This is a genomic window from Delftia sp. UME58 (assembly GCF_014170385.1).
GTDB classification, from domain to species: Bacteria; Pseudomonadota; Gammaproteobacteria; order Burkholderiales; family Burkholderiaceae_C; genus Comamonas; species Comamonas acidovorans.
Window position 1 is genome coordinate 48,145 of sequence record NZ_LZZV01000083.1, and the last position, 20,014, is coordinate 68,158.

15 protein-coding genes are annotated in these 20,014 nt (G+C 68.5%); 9 read left to right on the forward strand and 6 right to left on the reverse strand.

Annotation, left to right across the window (positions count from 1 at the left end):
* Nucleotides 1–22: 22 nt before the first annotated feature.
* From A9976_RS20125 to A9976_RS20135, 3 genes are all read left to right on the forward strand, one after another.
* Nucleotides 23–1,759 (forward strand): multicopper oxidase family protein, encoded by a 1,737-nt coding sequence (locus tag A9976_RS20125; protein WP_183020478.1) that lies wholly within the window; start codon nucleotides 23–25, stop codon nucleotides 1,757–1,759.
* A gap of 179 nt (nucleotides 1,760–1,938) precedes the next feature.
* Nucleotides 1,939–4,299 carry a Tex family protein gene (locus tag A9976_RS20130; protein ID WP_183020479.1) on the forward strand — a complete coding sequence of 787 codons (2,361 nt, stop codon included), beginning with the start codon at nucleotides 1,939–1,941 and terminating at the stop codon, nucleotides 4,297–4,299.
* Between the two features lie 33 nt (nucleotides 4,300–4,332).
* The gene (locus tag A9976_RS20135) at nucleotides 4,333–5,172 is read left to right on the forward strand and encodes an HDOD domain-containing protein (protein ID WP_183020480.1); all 840 of its coding nucleotides are present in this window, start codon (nucleotides 4,333–4,335) and stop codon (nucleotides 5,170–5,172) included.
* Between the two features lie 20 nt (nucleotides 5,173–5,192).
* On the opposite strand, the gene A9976_RS20140 is transcribed toward A9976_RS20135, so the two are convergent.
* The 4 genes from A9976_RS20140 to A9976_RS20155 form a co-directional block, all read right to left on the reverse strand.
* Nucleotides 5,193–6,425 carry an SEL1-like repeat protein gene (locus A9976_RS20140; protein ID WP_183020481.1) on the reverse strand — a complete coding sequence of 411 codons (1,233 nt, stop codon included), beginning with the start codon at nucleotides 6,423–6,425 and terminating at the stop codon, nucleotides 5,193–5,195.
* A gap of 39 nt (nucleotides 6,426–6,464) precedes the next feature.
* A complete protein-coding gene (locus tag A9976_RS20145; RefSeq protein ID WP_034392811.1) occupies nucleotides 6,465–8,102 on the reverse strand; it encodes a DUF4384 domain-containing protein in 1,638 nt (545 codons plus the stop codon).
* Nucleotides 8,103–8,341: 239 nt separating this feature from the next.
* Nucleotides 8,342–8,764 carry a hypothetical protein gene (locus tag A9976_RS20150; protein WP_012205216.1) on the reverse strand — a complete coding sequence of 141 codons (423 nt, stop codon included), beginning with the start codon at nucleotides 8,762–8,764 and terminating at the stop codon, nucleotides 8,342–8,344.
* A gap of 98 nt (nucleotides 8,765–8,862) precedes the next feature.
* Entirely contained in the window at nucleotides 8,863–9,348 is a 486-nt protein-coding gene (locus A9976_RS20155; RefSeq protein ID WP_183020482.1) for a hypothetical protein, read from the reverse strand.
* A 658-nt stretch (nucleotides 9,349–10,006) separates the two neighbouring features.
* Between A9976_RS20155 and A9976_RS20160 the strand changes: the two genes are divergently transcribed.
* The 3 genes from A9976_RS20160 to A9976_RS20170 all read left to right on the forward strand — a co-directional run bounded on the left by A9976_RS20160 (nucleotide 10,007) and on the right by A9976_RS20170 (nucleotide 14,543).
* Nucleotides 10,007–10,786, forward strand: a complete 780-nt coding sequence (locus A9976_RS20160; protein WP_012205218.1) for a response regulator transcription factor — start codon at nucleotides 10,007–10,009, stop codon at nucleotides 10,784–10,786.
* Between the two features lie 75 nt (nucleotides 10,787–10,861).
* Nucleotides 10,862–11,776 (forward strand): sensor histidine kinase, encoded by a 915-nt coding sequence (locus tag A9976_RS20165; protein WP_259649255.1) that lies wholly within the window; start codon nucleotides 10,862–10,864, stop codon nucleotides 11,774–11,776.
* 145 nt (nucleotides 11,777–11,921) lie between these two features.
* On the forward strand, nucleotides 11,922–14,543 hold the full coding sequence (locus A9976_RS20170) for an AI-2E family transporter (RefSeq protein ID WP_183020483.1): 2,622 nt from the start codon (nucleotides 11,922–11,924) through the stop codon (nucleotides 14,541–14,543).
* Nucleotides 14,544–14,550: 7 nt separating this feature from the next.
* Here the strand turns inward: A9976_RS20170 and A9976_RS20175 are convergent, their stop codons facing one another.
* Nucleotides 14,551–15,687 carry an iron-containing alcohol dehydrogenase gene (locus tag A9976_RS20175; protein WP_183020484.1) on the reverse strand — a complete coding sequence of 379 codons (1,137 nt, stop codon included), beginning with the start codon at nucleotides 15,685–15,687 and terminating at the stop codon, nucleotides 14,551–14,553.
* A 286-nt stretch (nucleotides 15,688–15,973) separates the two neighbouring features.
* Between A9976_RS20175 and A9976_RS20180 the strand changes: the two genes are divergently transcribed.
* Both A9976_RS20180 and A9976_RS20185 read left to right on the forward strand, forming a co-directional pair.
* Nucleotides 15,974–16,978 (forward strand): alpha/beta hydrolase, encoded by a 1,005-nt coding sequence (locus A9976_RS20180; RefSeq protein ID WP_310889402.1) that lies wholly within the window; start codon nucleotides 15,974–15,976, stop codon nucleotides 16,976–16,978.
* 60 nt (nucleotides 16,979–17,038) lie between these two features.
* Complete coding sequence (locus tag A9976_RS20185; RefSeq protein WP_183020486.1) at nucleotides 17,039–17,902, forward strand: YbgC/FadM family acyl-CoA thioesterase; 864 nt, start codon at nucleotides 17,039–17,041, stop codon at nucleotides 17,900–17,902.
* Nucleotides 17,903–17,937: 35 nt separating this feature from the next.
* Here the strand turns inward: A9976_RS20185 and A9976_RS20190 are convergent, their stop codons facing one another.
* Complete coding sequence (locus A9976_RS20190) at nucleotides 17,938–18,885, reverse strand: folate-binding protein YgfZ (RefSeq protein ID WP_183020487.1); 948 nt, start codon at nucleotides 18,883–18,885, stop codon at nucleotides 17,938–17,940.
* A 46-nt stretch (nucleotides 18,886–18,931) separates the two neighbouring features.
* Between A9976_RS20190 and mltG the strand changes: the two genes are divergently transcribed.
* The gene (gene mltG, locus A9976_RS20195) at nucleotides 18,932–19,933 is read left to right on the forward strand and encodes an endolytic transglycosylase MltG (RefSeq protein ID WP_310889403.1); all 1,002 of its coding nucleotides are present in this window, start codon (nucleotides 18,932–18,934) and stop codon (nucleotides 19,931–19,933) included.
* Nucleotides 19,934–20,014: the final 81 nt, after the last annotated feature.

Here is a 20,014-nt window from a genome sequence, read left to right on the forward strand (position 1 = left end):
GCATCTGCACCAGGAGCATTCAATGCCTGCCCCGGGCCTGAACCGCAGGGCGCTGCTGCAATGGGGCGCCCTGCTGACGGCAGGCGCCGTGCTGCCCGGCTGCGGCGGTGGAGGAGGTCCGCGCGACGATCTGCCCGAGCCGCAGGCGCTGCGCTCCGTCAACGGCGTGCTGGAGCTGCACCTGAACGTGGGCTATGCGTCCATGGACATGGACCTGCCGGACAGCGACATTGCGCGCTGGGCCCGCTATCCGGCCGATCGGCAGCCCGGGCGGCGTCTGGAGCTGCGCAGCTTCAATGGGCGATACACGGCGCCCACGCTGTGGCTGCGCCCCGGCGACACGCTGAAGATGTGGGTGCACAACCAGCTGCCGGCCTCGCCCCAGGGCTCGGACTGGGCGCTGCTCAACCACCAGAACAGCACCAACATGCATTTCCACGGCCTGCACGTGGACCCGCGCGAGATACGGCCCGGCGTGTTCGGCGACTACGTGGTGGACGGGCCGGATGCCGGCATCGCGCCCGGCGCCACGCGATACCACGAGATCCATCTGCCCGACGACCACAGCTGCGGCATCTACTGGTACCACCCGCATCTGCACGGCGCCACCAATGCCCAGGTCTCCAGCGGCATGTTCGGCGCCATCATCGTGGCCGATGCGCAGGACCCGTTCCGTGCCAGCGTGAACATGCGCGAGCGCGTGCTGTTCGCCCACAAGCTCACCGTCAACGCCAAGGGCCGCACCGATACGCTGGAAGACTCGATGCAGAATCCGGCCGGAGCCTTTTTGCTCAACGGCGCCTACCAGCCCACCATCGTGATGCGGCCCGGCGAGGTGCAGCACTGGCACATCGTCAATCCTTCGTCGTTCTACCCGCTGCATCCCGTGCTGGACGGACATGTGATGAATGTCTATGGCCGCGACGGCAACCATTACGGCGGCATCTACCGGCCGCTGAGCCGGCAGACGGCCGGGCAGCCGCTGGACATGCGCGATTGGCCCGGCAACTACATCTACCCGGGCGGGCGCCTGTCCATGGTGGTGCAGGCATCGATGGTGCCGGGCGAGTATTTCCTGCGCGCGGCCGCGTGCCCGTCCTTTCACCGGCCAAGCGGCAACGAGCCCTTCGAGGAGGTGCTGGCCCGGGTGGTGGTGCAGGGCGAGCCCGTGCAGGCCCGCGTGCCCGACCCGGCCCTGCTGCGCCGGCCCGGCGACTACACGCCCATCACCGATGCCGAACTGGCCAGCCATGGTGGCGTGCAGCGCGTCCTGCGCCTGGCCGTGCTGGCCGACGACGAGGACAAGGGCGTGCGCGACCCGGCCCTGGCGCCCATGCCGGCCGGCGAGAGCTGGGTGCTGAAGGTGGGCGGCAACCGATCGGTGTTTGCGGTGGGCACCGAGGCCATGCCGCTGGGCATGTCGCCCATCCATTCCAGCCTCACGCCTGTGCAGACCGTGCCCTTCAATGCGGTGGAGGAGTGGACGATCTACAACTACAACGGCTACCCGCATCCCTTTCACATCCACGTCAACGATTGCTATGTGGTCAAGGTCAACGGCGCGCCGGTGACGCCGTTCTGGGCCGACACCCTGCCCGTGCCACCGGGCACGGGCAGCAGCGGGGCGGCGGGGCTCACCAAGGGCAGCATCACCTTTCGCATGCGGTTCGCGGATTTCCACGGCAAGTTCGTCTGGCATTGCCATGCGCTGGACCATGAGGACCTGGGAATGATGCAGATCGTGGATGTGCGGCCCTGAAAGCCGGGCTTGTCCTATCGGCCATTCCCGCGCCCTTCCGGCGTCATGCTGCAAGCCCTTGAATTCATTGGCCTGCAAGAAATGCTTGCATTTGCGGGTGGGCCGTGAGCGGCCCGGCCCGAATCGCGTGTGGCACACTTGGCCGCTTTCTGGATTCCACGCCACGGGGCGCCTCTCGAATGCAAAAAATCATTGGCCAAATCGCCGCAGAACTGAATGTCAAGCCGCAGCAAGTGGGTGCTGCGGTCGAATTGCTTGATGGCGGAGCCACGGTTCCGTTCGTCGCCCGCTACCGCAAGGAAGTGACCGGCGGCCTGGACGACGCGCAATTGCGCCAGCTCGACGAACGCCTGGGCTATCTGCGCGAGCTGGAGGACCGCCGGGGCACGGTGCTCAAGGCCATCGACGAGCAGGGCAAGCTGACGGATGCGCTGCGCCTGGCCATTGCCAATGCGCCGACCAAGCAGGAGCTGGAGGACATCTACCTGCCCTTCAAGCAAAAGCGCCGCACCAAGGGCCAGATTGCCAAGGAATTCGGCATCGAGCCGCTGGCCGACAAGCTGTTTGCCGACCCCACGCTGGACCCGCACAAGGAGGCCGAGGCCTTCTGCAAGCCCGCCACCACCCTGGACGACGGCAAGCCGGGCCCCGATTTCTCCACCACCTTCGCCGTGCTCGATGGCGTGCGCGACATCCTGTCCGAGCGCTGGGCCGAAGACCCGGCGCTGGTGCAGAAGCTGCGCGAATGGCTGTGGGAAGACGGCCTGCTGCGCTCCAAGAAGATCGAGGCCAAGAACGAGAACGACCCCGAGGTCGCCAAGTTCCGCGACTATTTCGAGTACGACGAACCGATTGGCCGCGTGCCCTCGCACCGCGCCCTGGCCGTGTTCCGTGGCCGCGCGCTGGAAATCCTCGAAGCCAAGCTGGTTCTTCCCGTGGAGCCCGAGCCCGGCCAGCCCAGCCTGGCCGAAGGCAAGATCGCCCTGCACCTGGGCTGGAGCCACGCCAAGCGCGCCAGCGACGACCTGATCCGCAAGTGCGTGGCCTGGACCTGGCGCGTCAAGCTGAGCCTGTCCACCGAGCGCGACCTGTTCTCGCGCCTGCGCGAAGACGCCGAGAAGGTGGCCATCAAGGTCTTTGGCGACAACCTGCGCGACCTGCTGCTGGCCGCGCCTGCGGGCCAGCGCGCCGTCATCGGCCTGGACCCGGGCATCCGCACGGGTGTCAAGGTGGCCGTGGTGGACAGCACGGGCAAGCTGGTGGACACCACCACCATCTACCCGCACGAGCCGCGCCGCGACTGGGACGGCTCCCTGGCCGTGCTGGCCCGCCTGGTCGAAAAGCACCAGATCAACCTGATTGCCATCGGCAACGGCACGGCCAGCCGCGAGACGGACAAGCTGGCGGCCGACCTGATCAAGATCGCCGGCAAGGCCGACCGCCAGATCGAGAAGGTCGTGGTCAGCGAGGCCGGCGCTTCCGTGTATTCCGCCAGCGAGTTCGCCTCGCAGGAAATGCCCGATGTGGACGTGAGCCTGCGCGGCGCCGCCAGCATTGCGCGCCGCCTGCAGGATCCGCTGGCCGAGCTGGTCAAGATCGACCCCAAGAGCATCGGCGTGGGCCAGTACCAGCACGACGTGAACCAAAGCGAGCTGGCGCGCCAGCTCGACGCCGTGGTCGAGGACTGCGTGAACTCCGTGGGCGTGGACCTGAACACGGCCTCGGCGCCGCTGCTGTCGCGCGTCTCGGGCCTGTCGGGCAGCGTGGCCAAGTCGGTGGTGCGCTGGCGTGATGCCAACGGCTCCTTCAAGAGCCGCAAGCAGCTGATGGACGTGGCCGGCCTGGGCGCCAAGACCTTCGAGCAGTCCGCAGGCTTTCTGCGCATCCGCGGCGGCGACAACCCGCTGGACATGACGGGTGTGCACCCGGAAACCTATCCCGTGGTCGAACGCATCATTGCCACCACGGGCAAGAGCGTGGACCAGCTCATGGGCCGCTCCGAAGTGCTCAAGGGCCTGAAGGCCGAGCAGTTCGTGAACGAGCAGTTCGGTGCCATCACCATCAAGGACATCCTGGGCGAGCTGGAAAAGCCCGGCCGCGATCCGCGCCCGGACTTCGTCGTCGCCCGCTTCAATGACGGCGTGGAAGACATCAAGGACCTCAAGGAAGGCATGACGCTGGAGGGCACGGTCAGCAACGTGGCCCAGTTCGGCGCCTTCGTGGACCTGGGCGTGCACCAGGATGGCCTGGTCCACGTCAGCCAGATGAGCCACAAGTTCATCGAGGACGCGCGCGAGGTCGTCAAGACCGGCCAGATCGTCAAGGTCAAGGTGCTGGAGGTCGATGTGGCGCGCAAGCGCATCAGCCTGACCATGAAACTGGATGCGGCGCCCGCACGCCGCGATGGCCCCCGTGACAACCGCTTCGAGAGCGCAGGCCGTGGCAGCCAGGGCCATCAGGGCGGCCAGCGCCGCGCGCCCGAGCCGGCGCAGCAGTCGGCCATGGCCTCGGCCTTCGCCAAGCTGCAGACCCGCAAGTAAGGCCGGGCAGGGCAAGGCAAGGCAGGAAACGCTATGGCTGCGCACGCACTGGATCTGCAGACGCTGTTGACCCAGACGCTGGCCCTGCCGGCGCAGCCGCGCATTGTGGCCCTGCTGCTGCGCGAACTGGTGCCCGAGCAGCCCAGCCTGCGCCGGCTGAGCCAGCTGTTTGCGGCCGATCCCGCGCTGGCCGCCGGGCTGCTGGCGCAGGCCAACGGCCCGGTCTTCGGCATGGCGGGCCGTGTCACCGGTATTCCGGAGGCGCTGGCCCTGCTGGCGCCCGCGCAGTTGCGACAGATCGTGCGGGGCATGCCGCTGGGCGTGGGCACGCATGCTGTGCCGGGCGTGGCCATGCCGGCCTTCTGGCGCTACAGCGTGGATGCCGCACGCGTGGCCCGCGCGCTGGCAGGCACGGTGCAGGCCAGCCCCACGGCGGCCTATGCGGCAGGCCTGCTGCATGGGCTGGGCGAGCTGGCCATGCACATGATCGATCCCGGCCGCGCGGCCACCATCTCCGAGCTGGTCGGTCCGCTGGACCCGCGCCGTGCCGAACTGGAGATGCGGCTGTGCGGCTACGCATACAGCCATGTCAGCGCAGGCCTGGCACGGCGCTGGAGTCTTCCGCCGCTGCTGGCCGACGCGCTGCAGCACCTGCACGCGCCGCTGGCCCAGCCCGGCTTCGATCCCCTGGCCTGCGTGCTGCACATCGCCGCATGGCGCGCCCGATCGCGCGAGGCGCAATGGGGCGAGCGTGCGCTGGCCGTGAGCTTTCCCGGCGAAGTGGGGGTGGCCCTGGGCCTGGACATCGACATGGTGCTGCGCCAGGACCCTGTGGACTGGATGGCCGACGCGGGCCTGGATGTGCTGCTTTAGGGCAGGGCCCAGGGCCTGTGTCAGTTCCGGTGCCAGGGCGCCGGCACCATGTCGAAAAGCGGCGTGGGGTCGCGCCGGTAGGGCGCGGGGCTGATGGGGGCCATGGGCTGCATGGTCATGGGATCGATGCGTGCCAGCTGCTGCATCCAGCCAATGTCCACACCGCCGCCCTGCGCGGGGCGCGAATAGATCAACTCCAGCATGCGCCGCGATGCCACATGGCCGTGGGACGCCGCCTGCTGGTACAGGCGCAGGGCCTCGGTGTAGTTGGCCGGCACGCCTTCGCCACGGTGATAGCGCTGGGCCTGCTCCCACTGCTGCTGGGCCGTGACGGGCTGGCGCACCTGGATGTCCTGCTCGCTGGGCGAGCCCCGCAACTGCGGCGTGCGCTGCAGTCCTTGCGGCCCCTGCGCCGCAGGCGGGGCAGACGTGCCCTGGGCCGACACCAGCTGGCCTGCGGGCCGCATGCGGTCGCCCAGCATCTGTGCATTGGTCGCCGCGCTGGATGAGCGTGGCGCCGCCGCGCGGAACTGGCGCAGGGCGGCCTCGGGCTCGTCCTGCGCGAGCAGGGCCAGGCCCCATTCGAGCTGTGCGCCGGGGCTGCCCGAACGCGCCGCGCGCTGCAGCAGTTCCTGGTCGGGCGTGCCTGCCACGGTCAAGGCCTCGCCCACAGGCTCGGCCGTGGACAGCGGCGCCAGGCGCCGGGCCAGCAGCCATTCCAGGTATTGCGCACGGGCCGGGTCGGTCTTGGCCAGCTGGGCGATCCAGGGCCTTGCGGCCGGTGGATCGGGGGGCTGGCCGCAGCCGTCCATGGCGCACCAGGCCAGTCCCGCGCTGGCCAGCGGATGGCCGGCGCGCTGGGCACGCTCGAACCAGGTCCTGGCCTGTGGCCCGTCCTGGGCCATGGCAATGCCATGCAGTGCCAGCAGGCCCATGACCCATTGCGCCTCGCGCTGCGTGGCCGGACTCACGCCCTTGCCTTCGGCGCGGCTGCGCAGTTGGGACAGGGCCCGTTGCTGGGCGGTATCCGAGGTCGAATTGATGTTGCTGGTGCCCGGCTGGGAGCCGTACACGCTGGCCGTCGCCACCCGGATGGGCATGACCGGCGTGAAGCGGGCTGCCGCCTGCACATGCGGCAGCACGGCGGGCGCCAGACCGGGCAGCAGCACCAGCAGCCCGGGCAGAACGAGCCTTGCGGTCAGGCGCAGCCCGCAGCGGCGCCGTGGCGAGGTTTCATGAGCGCTGGAGGGCATGGCAGGTGCCTCTGGTTGGCTTGTGGTCCGCACCGTGCATCAGCGCTTGGCCTGGGCCGGCACCACCTGCCAGAAGCGGGCCGAGCCGGTGTACCCGTCTGCGCCCAGCGAGCTGGCCATGTACTGGTTGACATCCTCCAGGGAGCGCATGCCCGGGATGGCGATGAAGGCCTTGCCCTGGAGCAGCGTGGGCAGCTTGTCGGTCATGTTCTGCTCGGTAGCGAAGCAGGCCACGCCTTCCTTGCCGGGAGGGCCGGCGTTGATCACGTAGCCGGGGTTGGGGCTCATCCAGTCGGGCAGGCGCACGGACTGGGCGGCGGTGATCCAGCCCGAGCGGTTCACGTCGTTGGGCACCAGCCGGGTGACCTCGCCATCGGCACCCGCCATGAAGCAGGACAGGTAGGAGGCACGCGACACGGTGGTGGACAGGAAGAGCTGTTCACCCGTCTCGAAGGAGGTGCGGGTGGGCGTGATGTTCTCCACCCACAGGTCCAGCTTGCGGTCGGGCGCGGGGGCGCCGTAGCGGTAGTCGCCCGTGCCTACGGCAACGTTCTCGGAGGCGGTGGTGACCGGCGCTGCGCTCTTGGTGTTCCAGCCAATGCGCGTGATGTGCCCATCGGCGCCCACGGCCACGAAGTCGCGCAGTGCGCGCTCGTAGGTGTTGAAGTCCACCACGCCGCTGACCACCATGCCGCTGTCGGCCTGGAAGCGCCCTATGGCCTCGCGCCACTGCGGGTTGCCTGCGGTGAAGGCCGGGGCGTCCGGCGGCAGATAGCCCTTGCTGATCAGCGACTGGCGCACCAGTTCCTGGTGGATGCCGGCTTCGCCTTCCTCGTACCAGTCGCGCAGCTGGCGCTGGAAGTCGGGGTGGGTCTGGTCCAGCGTCAGGCACTGCCAGTAGGGCAGACGCGACCATTTGCCCAGCAGCTCGATCATGCCCAGCTCGACCAGGGTGCGCACGGCCGGGCCCGAGCCCTGGGCATAGTCGCGGCCCACGCTGAACTGCACGCCGTAGGTGCCGATGCGGCCGGACAGGTCCAGCCCCTGGCTGCCGTTGCCGATGACGACCTCGTTGGCCGAATCCAGGCCCGGGATGATGGTGCGCGTGCGGAAGTCGCCCAGGTGCAGCTCCATGCCCAGCACGGCGCCGCTGCGGTTGGCGCTGTAGCCGGTTTCCAGGCGCGAGGCGCTGGTGCCTATGTCCACGTTGTTGCGCAGCACGTTCTGGTCCATGAAGGATACGGCGCCCGACACATACAGGGCAGGGCGCTGCAGCTGGATCTGGTTGTTGTTGAGCAAGATGGTGGTGAGGTTCTGCACCGTATCCTGGCGGGCGATGTCCACCTCATAGTCCACGTAGCGGAAGGCACTGCTGACGCGCGACATCTGGGACAGGGCGGTGACCACCATCTCCTTGGCGGCCACGGCCACACGGCCCGAGTAGTCGGGCAGCTGCTTGCTGGTGATCAGCACCGTGGGCATGTGGCTGTTGCGAAACATCCTGTCCATGCACATCAGAGAGTCGGAAAAGCTCGAGATCGAGCGCACCGGCCGCACCACGGGGCGGTCGGCCGCATAGACCTTGTCCAGGTACTTGGCGTCCTTGCGCGCATCCAGCGGCGCGCAGCCCGACAGCAGCACGATGGAGGCCGAGACGGCGCAGGCAATGGCCCGCATGCAACCCTGTCTGCCGGACCATCGCTGGCGGAAAGTCCCACGGTCGTCCGCATGGCCGCCGAGTGCCGGCTGCAGCGCGGCATCGGGGCGGGGAAGTCCTGGCGATGGAAGGCGGTTGCGCATGATGGACCTCTGCTGGAAAACGGCGAGCCAGGGCACAGGCGCGCACGGGCGTCGGCGCCGGAAATGGGGGATCGAGAAATGGTGGGCGGCCCGAAGGCTGGCCGCCCTGTGTCGCGCTAGCGGCAGACGTTGACCAGGTCGCCCTTGAGGACCACGATCTGGTCCTTGGTCTGGGGCCCGTAGCGGTTGAATGCGCTGGCGTTGGTGTTGCTGGCCAGGTCCTGGGTGCAGGTGCGCTGCATGCCCGTGCTGCTCGTCGTGGTCGTGGTCACCACGTTCGCCTCGGTGGAGATGCCGGGCGCATTGGTCATGGACATGGCTTCGTAGCGCGCGATCTTGGCCTTGACATTGATGGGGATGTCGGTGACGGTGTCCAGCCCCGACGATGTCGGCTGCTTGGCCGTGGGCAGCCTGAGGTAGTCGACGGGCTTGTTCAGCACCACCGGGTCTTCGCCGGGGGCCGCTGCATGAAGGGGGTTCGCTCCGAGGGCGAGCCAGGCCAATAGGGCAGCCGAACAGAGATGGGCGGCGGTGTGCATGGTGGGCTCTCCTGGTGCGGTGAGCTGGGTCTTCGCCGGGAAGGTGCCGCCGGGTGGCCTGGGGCCACCCGGCAGTTTCCTTCGTCCGGCAGCCAGGCTCAGTGGTTGTTGTAGCAGGTCACGCAGCCGTTGTTGCTGGAGATGTTCTGCACTGCCATGGAACCGTTGCCGGCATAGTTGATGATGCCGGAGTTCTTGGCAGCCACCACCTGGATCGAAGTGCTCTTCACGTCCACTTCGCCATAGTTGGAGGCCAGGTTGTTGACGGCCACTGCGCTATAGCCATCGGCCTTGTTCAGGATGCCGCTGCCGGTGGCTGCGACGACCTGCAGCGAGCTGCCATTTTTGTCGATGGTCACGTTGCCTGCATTGCTGGCCAGGTTCTGGGAGGCCTTGCCACCGCCCGTTGCCACGTTCAGCACGCCGCTCCTGTTCAGCAGGGTGACCTGAACGCTGGGGCCATTGATTTCGATCTGGGAGCTGCTGCTGCCGCCGCCGCTGCCGCCACCGCCGCCACCGCCCATGGGGCCTGCCATGGCAGCTGTTGCGATCAAGCTCAGGGAAAGAATTGCAAGCGATTTCATGATGGCTCCTTGATGAAGAATCGGACTATCAGGAAGAGGTGTGTGAGCACCCGTTTTGCAGACACTTTGCGGAGGTTTCCGGCTTTGTCTCCCTGGACCCCTGCTCGTTGTCTGGACTCCAATGTGCTCGGGGAGATCCGTCCGTTCCATCTCTTGTCCGGGGTAGCCATGAGCGCTGATCCACGTGGCGGGTACTTACCCGCACAGGCCGTTTGCAGACAGGCTGCATCGCGTTAAAGCGGCAGCCGTGCGCTATGAATGGATCTGGGTAGTTTCAGTGTGTAACGACAGAAAATTTACGGTTGCAGCTTCGTCCGGGGTCGCTGTTTCGGCGCGCTCGGGGGCTTTGGGGCAACCTGGTGTATCGAAGTGCACGCACCTGATGCCGGCGGCGGCGACAAAGGCAGGATCGGCCCCGGTCGCAGGGCGGGATCGAAGGCGTGGGTGCATGGTGTCTGGATCAGCAAGATCTGCCGGACTGGCGCCCGGGAAACTTCGAAGTCGATTCCTCACACAAATGTGTTAATTTGTAATCTAAGCAATCTTTCACAAACTTCGTCAAAGATTGTGGATATCGGTTGCGATTTCTCTTAATGTGGAAAGGCAAGTCTGTGATCGGTTGCGCCATATACATGGCGTGACATTTGAGGAGAGCAGCATGAATCCATCCGACGTTCCCGCCGATGCCCGTCCCCTGATCGCCGAGTCCCCTCGCGCCCAGGGCATGCTGGGCACGGGTCTGAGTTCTGCCATGTGGCCCGACTACCTGGCGGGCCAGCCCGACAAGCCCGTGCGGGTGCTCCTGGTGGACGACGATGCCCATATCCGCATGGTCATCGCGCAGGAAATCATGAACGACCCGCGCACCCTGGTCGTGGCCCAGGCCGGCAGTGTGCGCGACGGGCGAAAGGCCATCCGCCAGCATGAATTCGACGTGATGCTGGTGGACCTGAACCTGGGTGACGGCGAGGGCTTCGAGCTGCTGGACATGATGAAGACCGTGCGGCCCACGGCCGAGGCCGTCATCATCTCCGTGATGGAAAACGACGAACAGGTGCTGCGCGCCTTCGAGTTGGGCGCCACGGGCTACCTCGTCAAGAACTCCTGGTTCGGCAACTATCCGCAGGCCGTTCTGCAGGTGGCCAATGGCGGCGCATCCGTCACCCCCAGCCTGGCGCGCAGATTGCTGCAGCGCTTCGACAAGACCCAGGGCGCCGAGCCCAAGCGCCGCACGCCCGACGAGGCAGACCGCCTGTCCACCCGCGAGCGCGAGGTGCTGCGCATGGTCGCCAGCGGCTACACCAGCGCCGAGATCGGCTCGCGCCTGATGATCAGCGCCATGACGGTCAACACGCACATCAAGAACATCTATCGCAAGCTGCAGGTGCGCACGCGCGCCCAGGCGGTGCGCTTTGCATCGCTGCGCGGCCTGTTCTGATCCTGGGGCGGCGTCCTGCCCGCAGCGGCCTGCCGCCGCCCGGGCCATGGCGACCGCGCCTGGCACGGCCTGGCCATGAAAGATCCCCTTCGCACGCTGGCCATCTGCCTGGCCCTGGGCCTGCTGCAGATGCTGGGCCTGTGCGCCTGGCTCTGGCAGGCGGGCGCCCAGGCCCCGCCGTGGCTATGCCTGGCCAGCCTGGCCCTGCTGATATCCACGGCGCTGCTGTGTGCCATTGGCGCCTGGCGACTGCACAGGCTGCTGCTGTGGCGGCGCCGGCGCAGTCCCCGGCCCTCGCGCGAAGTGCAGGCAGAGCGTCGGCGCATTGCCGCCGACCTGCACGACGGCGTGGGTGGCCTGCTGGTGCATGCCATGGCCTTGCTGGACCCGCGCGAGACCCGCCAGCGCCAGGCGCAGGAGCTGCTGGAGCAGGCCTTGCTGGACCTGCGGCTCATGGTGGACGCCATGGACGCCATGGAAGACGCCTTGCCCGTGCGGCTGGCACGCCTGCGCCACCGGCTGCAGCCCGTGCTGGACCGCCGCGGCATGCGCATCTGCTGGAGCGTGGCAGATCCGCATGCCGACGCGGGGCTGCGCGGGTTGCCCGATCTGCCAGACCTGCCAGACTTGCCGCGAGGCCAGCCGTCCCAGCAGTTGCTGGCCATCGCCCAGGAGGCCGTGAGCAATGCGCTGCAGCATGCGCGCGCCACCACGCTGTGGCTGGTGCTGGAGCCGGTGGATCGTGCAGATGCGGCAAGCCCTGGCCGCGATGCCCGGCGTGCATTGCAATGGGAACTGCGCGTGGAAGATGACGGCTGCGGCCTGCCTTCCGATCCTGGCCCTGGCCCTGGCCCTGCGCAGGATGCCATCCCGCCTGGCCTGCGGGGCATGGGCCTGGCGGGCATGCATCGCCGCGCCCATGCCATCGGGGCTGTGCTGGATATCCTGCCGCGTGCCGGTGGCGGCGTCGTGGTGCGTGTGCGCTGGTGACCGGGCCGATGCGCCAGCGGCAACGGCGTTCCGGCAATCGCGGTGCCCGCTGACAGTGCAGGCCTGCGGCGCGCTGTGCAATCCCCCGATATGCGGATGCGATGCACTATCCATGCCTGCATCCAAGCCCTGACACCCCGTTTCCATGAACCCACATTCCGACCCTGCGCCGGCGCCTTCACGGCAGGCGGCTCCTGCCGCCACCGAAGGCGCCAATGCTGCCAATGCAGCCGCTAATTCCGCCACCCATGCCGCCACCCATGCCGATTTCGCGCGCAGCGTGCGTTCGGCCCTGCCGGGCCTGGCCCAGCTGGCCGACATGGTGCCCGCGCTGCGCCTGCTCACCGGGCTGCTGGTGGCCAGCATCGTCATCGCCGGCCTGTATTTCGGCCAGGGCCTGCTGATTCCGCTGGCGCTGGCGCTGTTGTTCGGTTTTTTGCTGGATCCGGCCGTCTCCCGGCTCAAGCGCTGGGGCATGCCGCGCATGGCGGCCACGCTGCTGGTGGTGGTCATGGCGCTGGCGACCCTGGCGGGAATGGGTACCTATCTGGGCAGCCAGGTGCAGCAGCTCAGCGCCGATCTGCCCACCTACCAGAACACCATCCGCGACAAGCTGCGCAGCCTGCGCAGGAATGCCAACATGCCCAGCGCCTGGGACGGCGCGCTGCGCACCTATGACACCGTGGAGCGCGAGATATCGCGCGGCGCGGCGGGCACGCCCCGCGTACAGAAGGTGGAGATACAGTCGCCCGAGCAAAAGCCCACGGCGCGCATGCTGCAGTGGCTGGGCCGCGTGGCCGAGCCCGTGACCACGGCCGGCATCGTGCTGCTGTTCGTGATCCTCATCCTGCTGGACCGCGATGACCTGCGCGACCGGCTGCTGCGCCTGATGGGCGGCAATCTGCACGTGGCCACCGACGCGCTGGACGAGGCCTCGCAGCGCATAGGCAAGTACCTGCGCATGCAGTTCGTCGTCAACATCACCTACGGATTGCCCATGGCGGCGGGGCTGTGGTTCATCGGCGTGCCGGGCGCCATTCTCTGGGGCGTGCTGGCGGCCATCATGCGTTTCGTTCCCTATGTGGGTGCCATGATCTCGGCCGCCTTCCCGCTGGCGCTGGCCTTTGCCGTGGACCCGGGCTGGCAGATGCTGCTGATGACGCTGGGGCTGATCATGGTGCTGGAGCTGGTCAGCAACAACCTGCTCGAGCCCTGGCTCTACGGCAGCAGCACGGGCCTGTCCACGCTGTCCATCATCGTCTCTGCCACCTTCTGGACGGCGCTGTGGGGGCCGATCGGGCTGATCCTGTCCACTCCGCTCACGGTCTGCCTGCTGGTGCTGGGCCGCTACATACCGGCGCTGCAGTTCATGGAGGTGCTGCTGGGCAGCTCCCCCGTGCTGGGCCCGGCCCAGCGCCTGTACCAGCGCCTGCTGGCCGACGATGTGGAAGACGCCGTCACGCTGGCCCATGAACTGGTGGACGCGCGGCTGCCTGCCCGGCCTTCGGCAGCCGAGCGTTCGGCGGCGCTGGCCGGCTTCTATGACGACGTGGCGATTCCCGCTCTGCGCCTGGCCACGCAGCAGCACCTGGAATCGGCCACGGCCGAACACCGGCTGCGCCTGTCCAGCGGCATGGATGCCCTGATCGAGGAGCTGCGCGAAAGCCATCCGGCGCCCGCTGCGGCCCTGGCCACGCGCGCCCTGCGCATCCATTGCGTGGGCGCGCGCTGGGAGGTCGATGCCCTGGCCGCCGCCATGGTGGCGCACAGCGAGGCGCTGCGCGGCCATGTGGTCAGCTGCTCGGACTGGGCGCTGGCAGCCGACCCGCAATGGCGCCAGCTGGGGCCGGGCCAGGGCAGCGGCCTGCCGCAGGGCCACGCAGGCGCCCTGGCCCTGGCCGAGGCGCAATTGCTGGTGCTGTCCGTCTTCAGCACCCAGCCCCAGACCGTGGTGCGCCAACTGATGCGCCGCGTGCGCCGCCATTGGCCGCACCTGCGCGTGGTGCTGGCGCTGTGGAATGCGCCGGCCGTGGTGTCCGACCCCGAGTTCGCGCGCCGCTGCGGCGCCGCCGCCTGCGTGTCCAGCCTGCGCGAGCTGCAGTTGTGGGTGGACGCCTTGCGCCTGCCCGACGCGGCAGGCCAGGGCCTGGCCGCGCCCATCCCCGAGGACGATGAGCAGCGCGTGCGCCAGCTGCACGACAGCGGCGTGCTCGGGCCCGGCCTGCCGCCGCTGTACCACGAGGCAGCCCAGCAGGCCGCCAATGCCTTCGATGTGAAATGGGCCCAGGTCTCCTGGGTCGATGCCGACCGCGTGCACACGCCGGGCAGCCTGCTGGTGGCGGACCAGGGCGACCCGGCTTCCGCCGGCATGCCGCGTGCGCAGTCCATCTGCTCCTACGTGGTCCATGGCGGTGACGCCCTGGTGGTGCATGACGCCGCACGCGACCCCCGATTTGCCGGCAACCCCGCGTTGCAGGCGATGCGGCTGCGCTTTTACGCGGGCGTGCCGCTCAAGAACCGCCACGGCACGGTGCTGGGCAGCTTTTGCATCATGGACGACGCGCCGCGCGAGGTCTCGGCGGCCGATCTGGAGCTGCTGGGCGTCATGGCCGAGCAGTTGATGCAGAACGTGGAGGTGCGCCGGATGATGGAAGCTGGCGCCGCGCCGGCTCCGGTGCAGACTTCGGCACAAACTCCGGCGCAAGTGGCATCCCAGCCACCATCGTCGTCACCATCGACAACACCCCAGCCGAGTGCTGGCGGCTGAGTCCCGCTTACAGCGAGGTGGCCAGCATCTGCTCGTAGTCGTCGGCGCTGGCCGGGCGCGGGTTCGTGCCGTGGCAATGGTCCTTGAGCGCGCCGCCGATCACGGCCGCGAACTGGGCGCGCTCCACGCCCATGGCCGCCAGGCCCGTGGGCAGGCCCAGGCGGGCGTTCATGTCGCGTATGGCTTCGGGAATGTCGCTGCCCGAGTCCAGGCCCATGGCGTGGGCCATGCGCTGCAGGCGCTGTTCGGCGCGCACGCTCTCTGCCTCGGCATTGAAGCGCACCACGGCGGGCAGGAACATGGCGTTCAGCGTGCCATGGTGCAGGCGCGGGTTCACGCCGCCCAGGCTGTGGCTGAGGCTGTGCACGCAGCCCAGGCCCTTCTGGAACGCCATGGCGCCCTGCATGCTGGCGCTCATCAACTGGCGGCGTGCCTCGGCGTCCTGGCCATTGCGCGTGGCGCGCTCGATGTGGGCCCAGCCGCGCGTGAGGCCATCGAGCGCAATGCCGTCGGCAGGCGGGTTGAACGCCGCAGCCATGAAGGTCTCCATGCAATGGGCGATGGCGTCCATGCCCGTGGCGGCCGTCAGCATGGCGGGCAGGCCGTAGGTCAGTTCCGGGTCGCAGATGGCGGCTCGGGGCACCAGGTGCCAGCTGTGAAAGCCCAGCTTGCGGTGGTCGTCAACGATGATGATGGCGCCGCGTGCCACCTCGCTGCCCGTGCCGCTGGTGGTGGGCACGGCAATCAGCGGGGCCACGCGCTCGCTGATGCGCGGCGAGCCTCCCTCGATGGTGGCGTAGTGCGACAGCGGCCCTTCGTGCGTGGCCGCAATCGCCACGCCCTTGGCGCAGTCGATGGCGCTGCCGCCGCCCACGGCGATCAGGCCGTCGCAGCGCTGCTCCTGGTAGATGGCAGCGGCCGCGCGCACGGCGGCCTCGGTGGGGTTGGAGGGCGTCTGGTCGAACACCGCATGCGGCATGCCGCCCAGCGCATCCAGCGCCTTTTGCAGCACGCCAGCGGCCTTGACGCCCTGGTCGGTGACGATCAGCGGCCGCGTGATGCCCACGCGCTCGCACTCCTGGCGCAACAGGCGCACGGCGCCGAAGTCAAACTGGATCTGGGTGACGTAGTTGATGAAGGCCATGGTCGGTGACTCGTTGCGGGCCGTTGCGGCCCATGGTGGGGATCAGGGGGAGTGCGCCGAATCTAGACCGCGCGTGCTGCACTGCAAACAAAGCAAACCCTGAGAGGGCGCTGCGGCGGTCACGGGGGCGACAGCGCGGGCATGCGCTGCCATCGCAGGGCTGCCAGGGCCTTGCGCTCGCGGCACAATGCCTGCTGCGCCGTGCTGGCCGTGCCTGGTGGGCCGCACCTCGCCGGCCCCACCGAATTGCCTTGCCAGATAGTCGCTACCGAACCTGTCCCTGAACGTGCTCCTGAACGTGCCCCAGACTGAATCCTCCTCCCATGCCACGCCGCTGCCGGCGTCCCTGACCCACCAGATGCGCGATGTGCTGCGCCGCATGGAGCGCGCCGCGCGCACGCCCCTGCACCAACTGGGCGCCGAGGGCGCACGTGCCGCCTACGAGGCGGGGGCCGGCGTGCTCGAGATTCCCAAGCCTGTCCTGCCGCGTGTCGAGGATCTGCCGATTCCCGCGCGCGATGGCGCCGTACTGCCCGCGCGGCTGTATGCGCCCGTGGAGCGCTGCCAGGCGCCGGCCACGGGCCTGCCCGCGCTGCTGTATCTGCACGGCGGCGGCTTCACCGTGGGCAGCGTGGCCACGCACGACGTGCTGTGCCGCCAGCTGGCCCGTCTGTCGGGCGCCATGGTGGTCTCGCTGGACTACCGGCGCGCGCCAGAGCACAAGTTTCCCACCGCCCACAACGATGCCTGGGACGCGCTGCAGTGGCTGGCCGCGCAGGCGGCCTCGCTGGGCGCCGACCCTGGGCGCCTGGCCGTGGGTGGCGACAGCGCGGGCGGCACGCTGGCCGCAGCCTGCGCCATCCATGCGCGCGACGCGGGCCTCAAGCTGGCCCTGCAACTGCTGATCTACCCGGGCACGACGGCGAACCAGGACACCGACTCGCACCGCCGCTTCGCCCACGGGCTGGTGATCGACGAGCCGGCCATCACCTGGTTCTTCGCCCAGTACCTGAACAGCCCCGCCGACCGCGAGGACTGGCGCTTTGCCCCGCTGCTGGCCCCCGATGTGGACGGCGTGGCCCCGGCCTGGATAGGCCTGGCCGAATGCGACCCGCTGGTGGACGAGGGCGTGGAATACGCCGACAAGCTGCGCATGTCCGGCGTGCCCGTGGACCTGGAGATCTACCGGGGCGTGACCCATGAATTCGTCAAGATGGGCCGCGCCATTGCCGAAGCGCGCCATGCACATGCCGATATGGCGCGCGCCTTGAGCGACGCCTTCGCGGCCTGAAGGCCAAGACGCACCAAAACACACAAAGACACACCAAGACAACAGGAGAGAAACACACCCATGCAACGCCAAGATTTCCGCACGCTGCAACGCATCGAAGTGCGCTGGTCCGAAGTGGACGCCCAGAAGATCGTCTTCAACGCCCACTACCTGATGTATGCCGACGTGGCCGTCACCGACTACTGGCGCCAGCTGGGCCTGCCCTATGAATCGTCCTTCGCGGCCCTGGGCGGCGAGTTGTTCGTCAAGAAGGCCACCACCACCTACCACGCATCGGCCACTCTGGGCGACGTGCTGCACGTGGGCATACGCTGCGCCAGGCAGGGCAATACCTCGCTGCTGTTCGAGGCCGGCATCTTCCGCGGCATGGAGCTGCTCAATACGGTGGAACTGGTCTATGTGTTCGCCGACGCCGCCACGCGCCAGCCGCTGCCCGTGCCGCAGCCGCTGCGTGACGTGCTCACGGCCTACGAGGCTGGCCAGAGCGTGGTGCGCGTGGAGTCGGGCAGCTGGAACGACCTGGGCCGCGACGCCGAGCGCCTGCGCCTGGCCGTTTTCGTGCACGAGCAGGGCGTGCCGCGCGAGATCGAGATCGACGAGTTCGACCCCGTGGCCCGCCACGCCGTGGTCTACAACGGCCTGGGCCAGCCGATCGCCACCGGCCGGCTGGTCAGCGACAGCCCCGGCGCGGGCAGGATCGGCCGCATGGCCGTGGACCGCAGCGTGCGCGGCGGCCGCTGGGGCCGCATCGTGCTGGACAGCCTGGTCGAATCCTCGCGCCAGCGCGGCGACCGCGAAGTCGTGCTGCACGCGCAGCGCCATGCCGAGTCGTTCTACCGGCGCGCGGGCTTCACGCCGGAGGGCGAGCCCTATGAAGAGGCCGGCATTCCCCACATCACCATGAGGAAAGTGCTCACCGCCTGAGCTGCAGGCAGCTCAGGCGGTGCAAGGCTCAAATCTCAAATGTCCTCGCGTAGCGCGTAGGGCAGGGGCTTGAGCTGCAGCGCCACGGCCTGTGCGGCATCGGCGCGCTGGCCTTCGCCCAGTGCGGCGTGGGCCAGCAGGGGCTTGTCGGCCGAGCTGGTCTGCATGGAGATGATGGCATCCCAGCTGCCATCGGGTGCCGGGGCGGCCTGGACCACGGTCCCGGTGGCCTGCTCCAGATCCTCGGGCGTGAAGACTTCCATGCCAACTGCCAGCGGCTGCTGGGCATGGGCGATGTAGGCACGGCGCTTGAGCGTGCCCCGGAACTGGCTGCGGGCCACCACCTCCTGGCCCGGGTAGCAGCCCTTCTTGAAGTTCACGCCTTCCACCGATTCGTAGTTGAGCATCTGCGGCACGAAGGCATCCACCACAGGCGCCGACAGCGTGGCAATGCCGCTGGCGACTTCGCTCCAGAGCCAGTCTGCCTCGCTGAGTGCAGGGCCTTCGGGCAGGGGCGCGCCCACGGGCGCCACGCGCAGGGCGCGCGGCTGGCCGGCGGCCGGGTACAGGGCGATCAGGCTGGCGTCGCCGTCATCGGTCTTGGTCCAGGGCACGGCTGCCGGGCCCTGGGCCTGCGCGGCGGCATCGCCAGCCAGCCCGTGCAGCGTGAATTCGGCCGTGGCGTCGCTGAGCTTGCACTTGGCGCGCAGCACGAACATGGACAGGCGCTTGAGCGTGGGCGCCAGCAGGCTGCGGTCGCACAGCAGCAGGATCTCGTCCTTGCTGCGCTTGAAGCCGATGAAGCTGGCCAGCATGCGGCCCTTGGCCGTGCAGAACGCCGCCAGACGCGCATGCTGCAGATCCAGCAGCGCGAAGTCGTTGGTCAGCTGTCCATGCAGGAACTGGGCGGCGTCTTCGCCGAGGGCGCGTATCACGCCGAGATGGGAAACGGAAGCAATGCCGTTCAGTAAAGGCTGGGTCATGGCTGAATTATGATCAGCCGCTCTATTGCTTGCTTGGACCGAGGTTGTGCGCTTTATCTTTCGCGCTTTGATGATGCTGCTGGTGCTGGCCGCCGTGCTGGCCGGTGCCGGCTGGTGGTGGCTGAACCAGCCGCTGCCGCTGGCCCAGCCTACGCTGGAGCTGGAGGTCGAACCCGGCACCACGCCGCGTGGCGTGGCCCGCGAAGTGGTCAAGGCCGGCGTGCAGACCGATGCGCGGCTGCTGTACGCCTGGTTCCGCGTCTCGGGGCAGGACCGGCAGATCAAGGCCGGCAACTACGAGCTGACCACGGGCCTGACACCCTATGTGCTGCTGCAAAAACTCGCGCGCGGCGAGGAATCGCTCAAGGCACTGACCCTGGTGGAAGGCTGGAACTGGCGCCAGGTGCGCGCGGCCCTGGCCCGCGAGGAATTCCTGCGCCAGGAAAGCGCAGGCATGGACGACGCTGCCCTCATGCAGGCCCTGGGCCGCGCGGGAGTGGCGCCCGAGGGCCGCTTCTTCCCCGATACCTATACCTATGCCAAGGGCAGCTCCGACCTGGCCGTGCTGCGCCGCGCCCTGCATGCCATGGACCGGCGCCTGGCCGATGTCTGGGCGCTGCGCTCGGCCGACACGCCGCTCAAGACGCCCGACGAAGCGCTGATCCTGGCCAGCATCGTCGAGAAGGAAACCGGCCGCGCGGCCGACCGCGCACAGATCGCCGGTGTCTTCAGCAACCGCCTGCGCATCGGCATGCTGCTGCAGACCGATCCCACCGTGATCTACGGCCTGGGCGAGAAATTCGACGGCAACCTGCGCCGCCGCGACCTGCAGACCGACACGCCCTGGAACACCTACACCCGCGCGGGCCTGCCGCCCACGCCTATTGCCATGCCCGGCAAGGCCGCCCTCATGGCCGCCGTGCAGCCCGGACAGACCAAGGCGCTGTACTTTGTGGCGCGTGGCGACGGCTCCAGCCATTTCAGTGCCTCGCTGGACGAGCACAACCGCGCCGTGAACCGCTACCAGCGTGGCCAGCAAAAGCCCTGAGCAAAAGCCCTGAGATATTCCCCAGGGCTGCTGCGCTCTGCGCAGCGCTTGCGTATCCTCTCTTTCCATATGACCACTGCA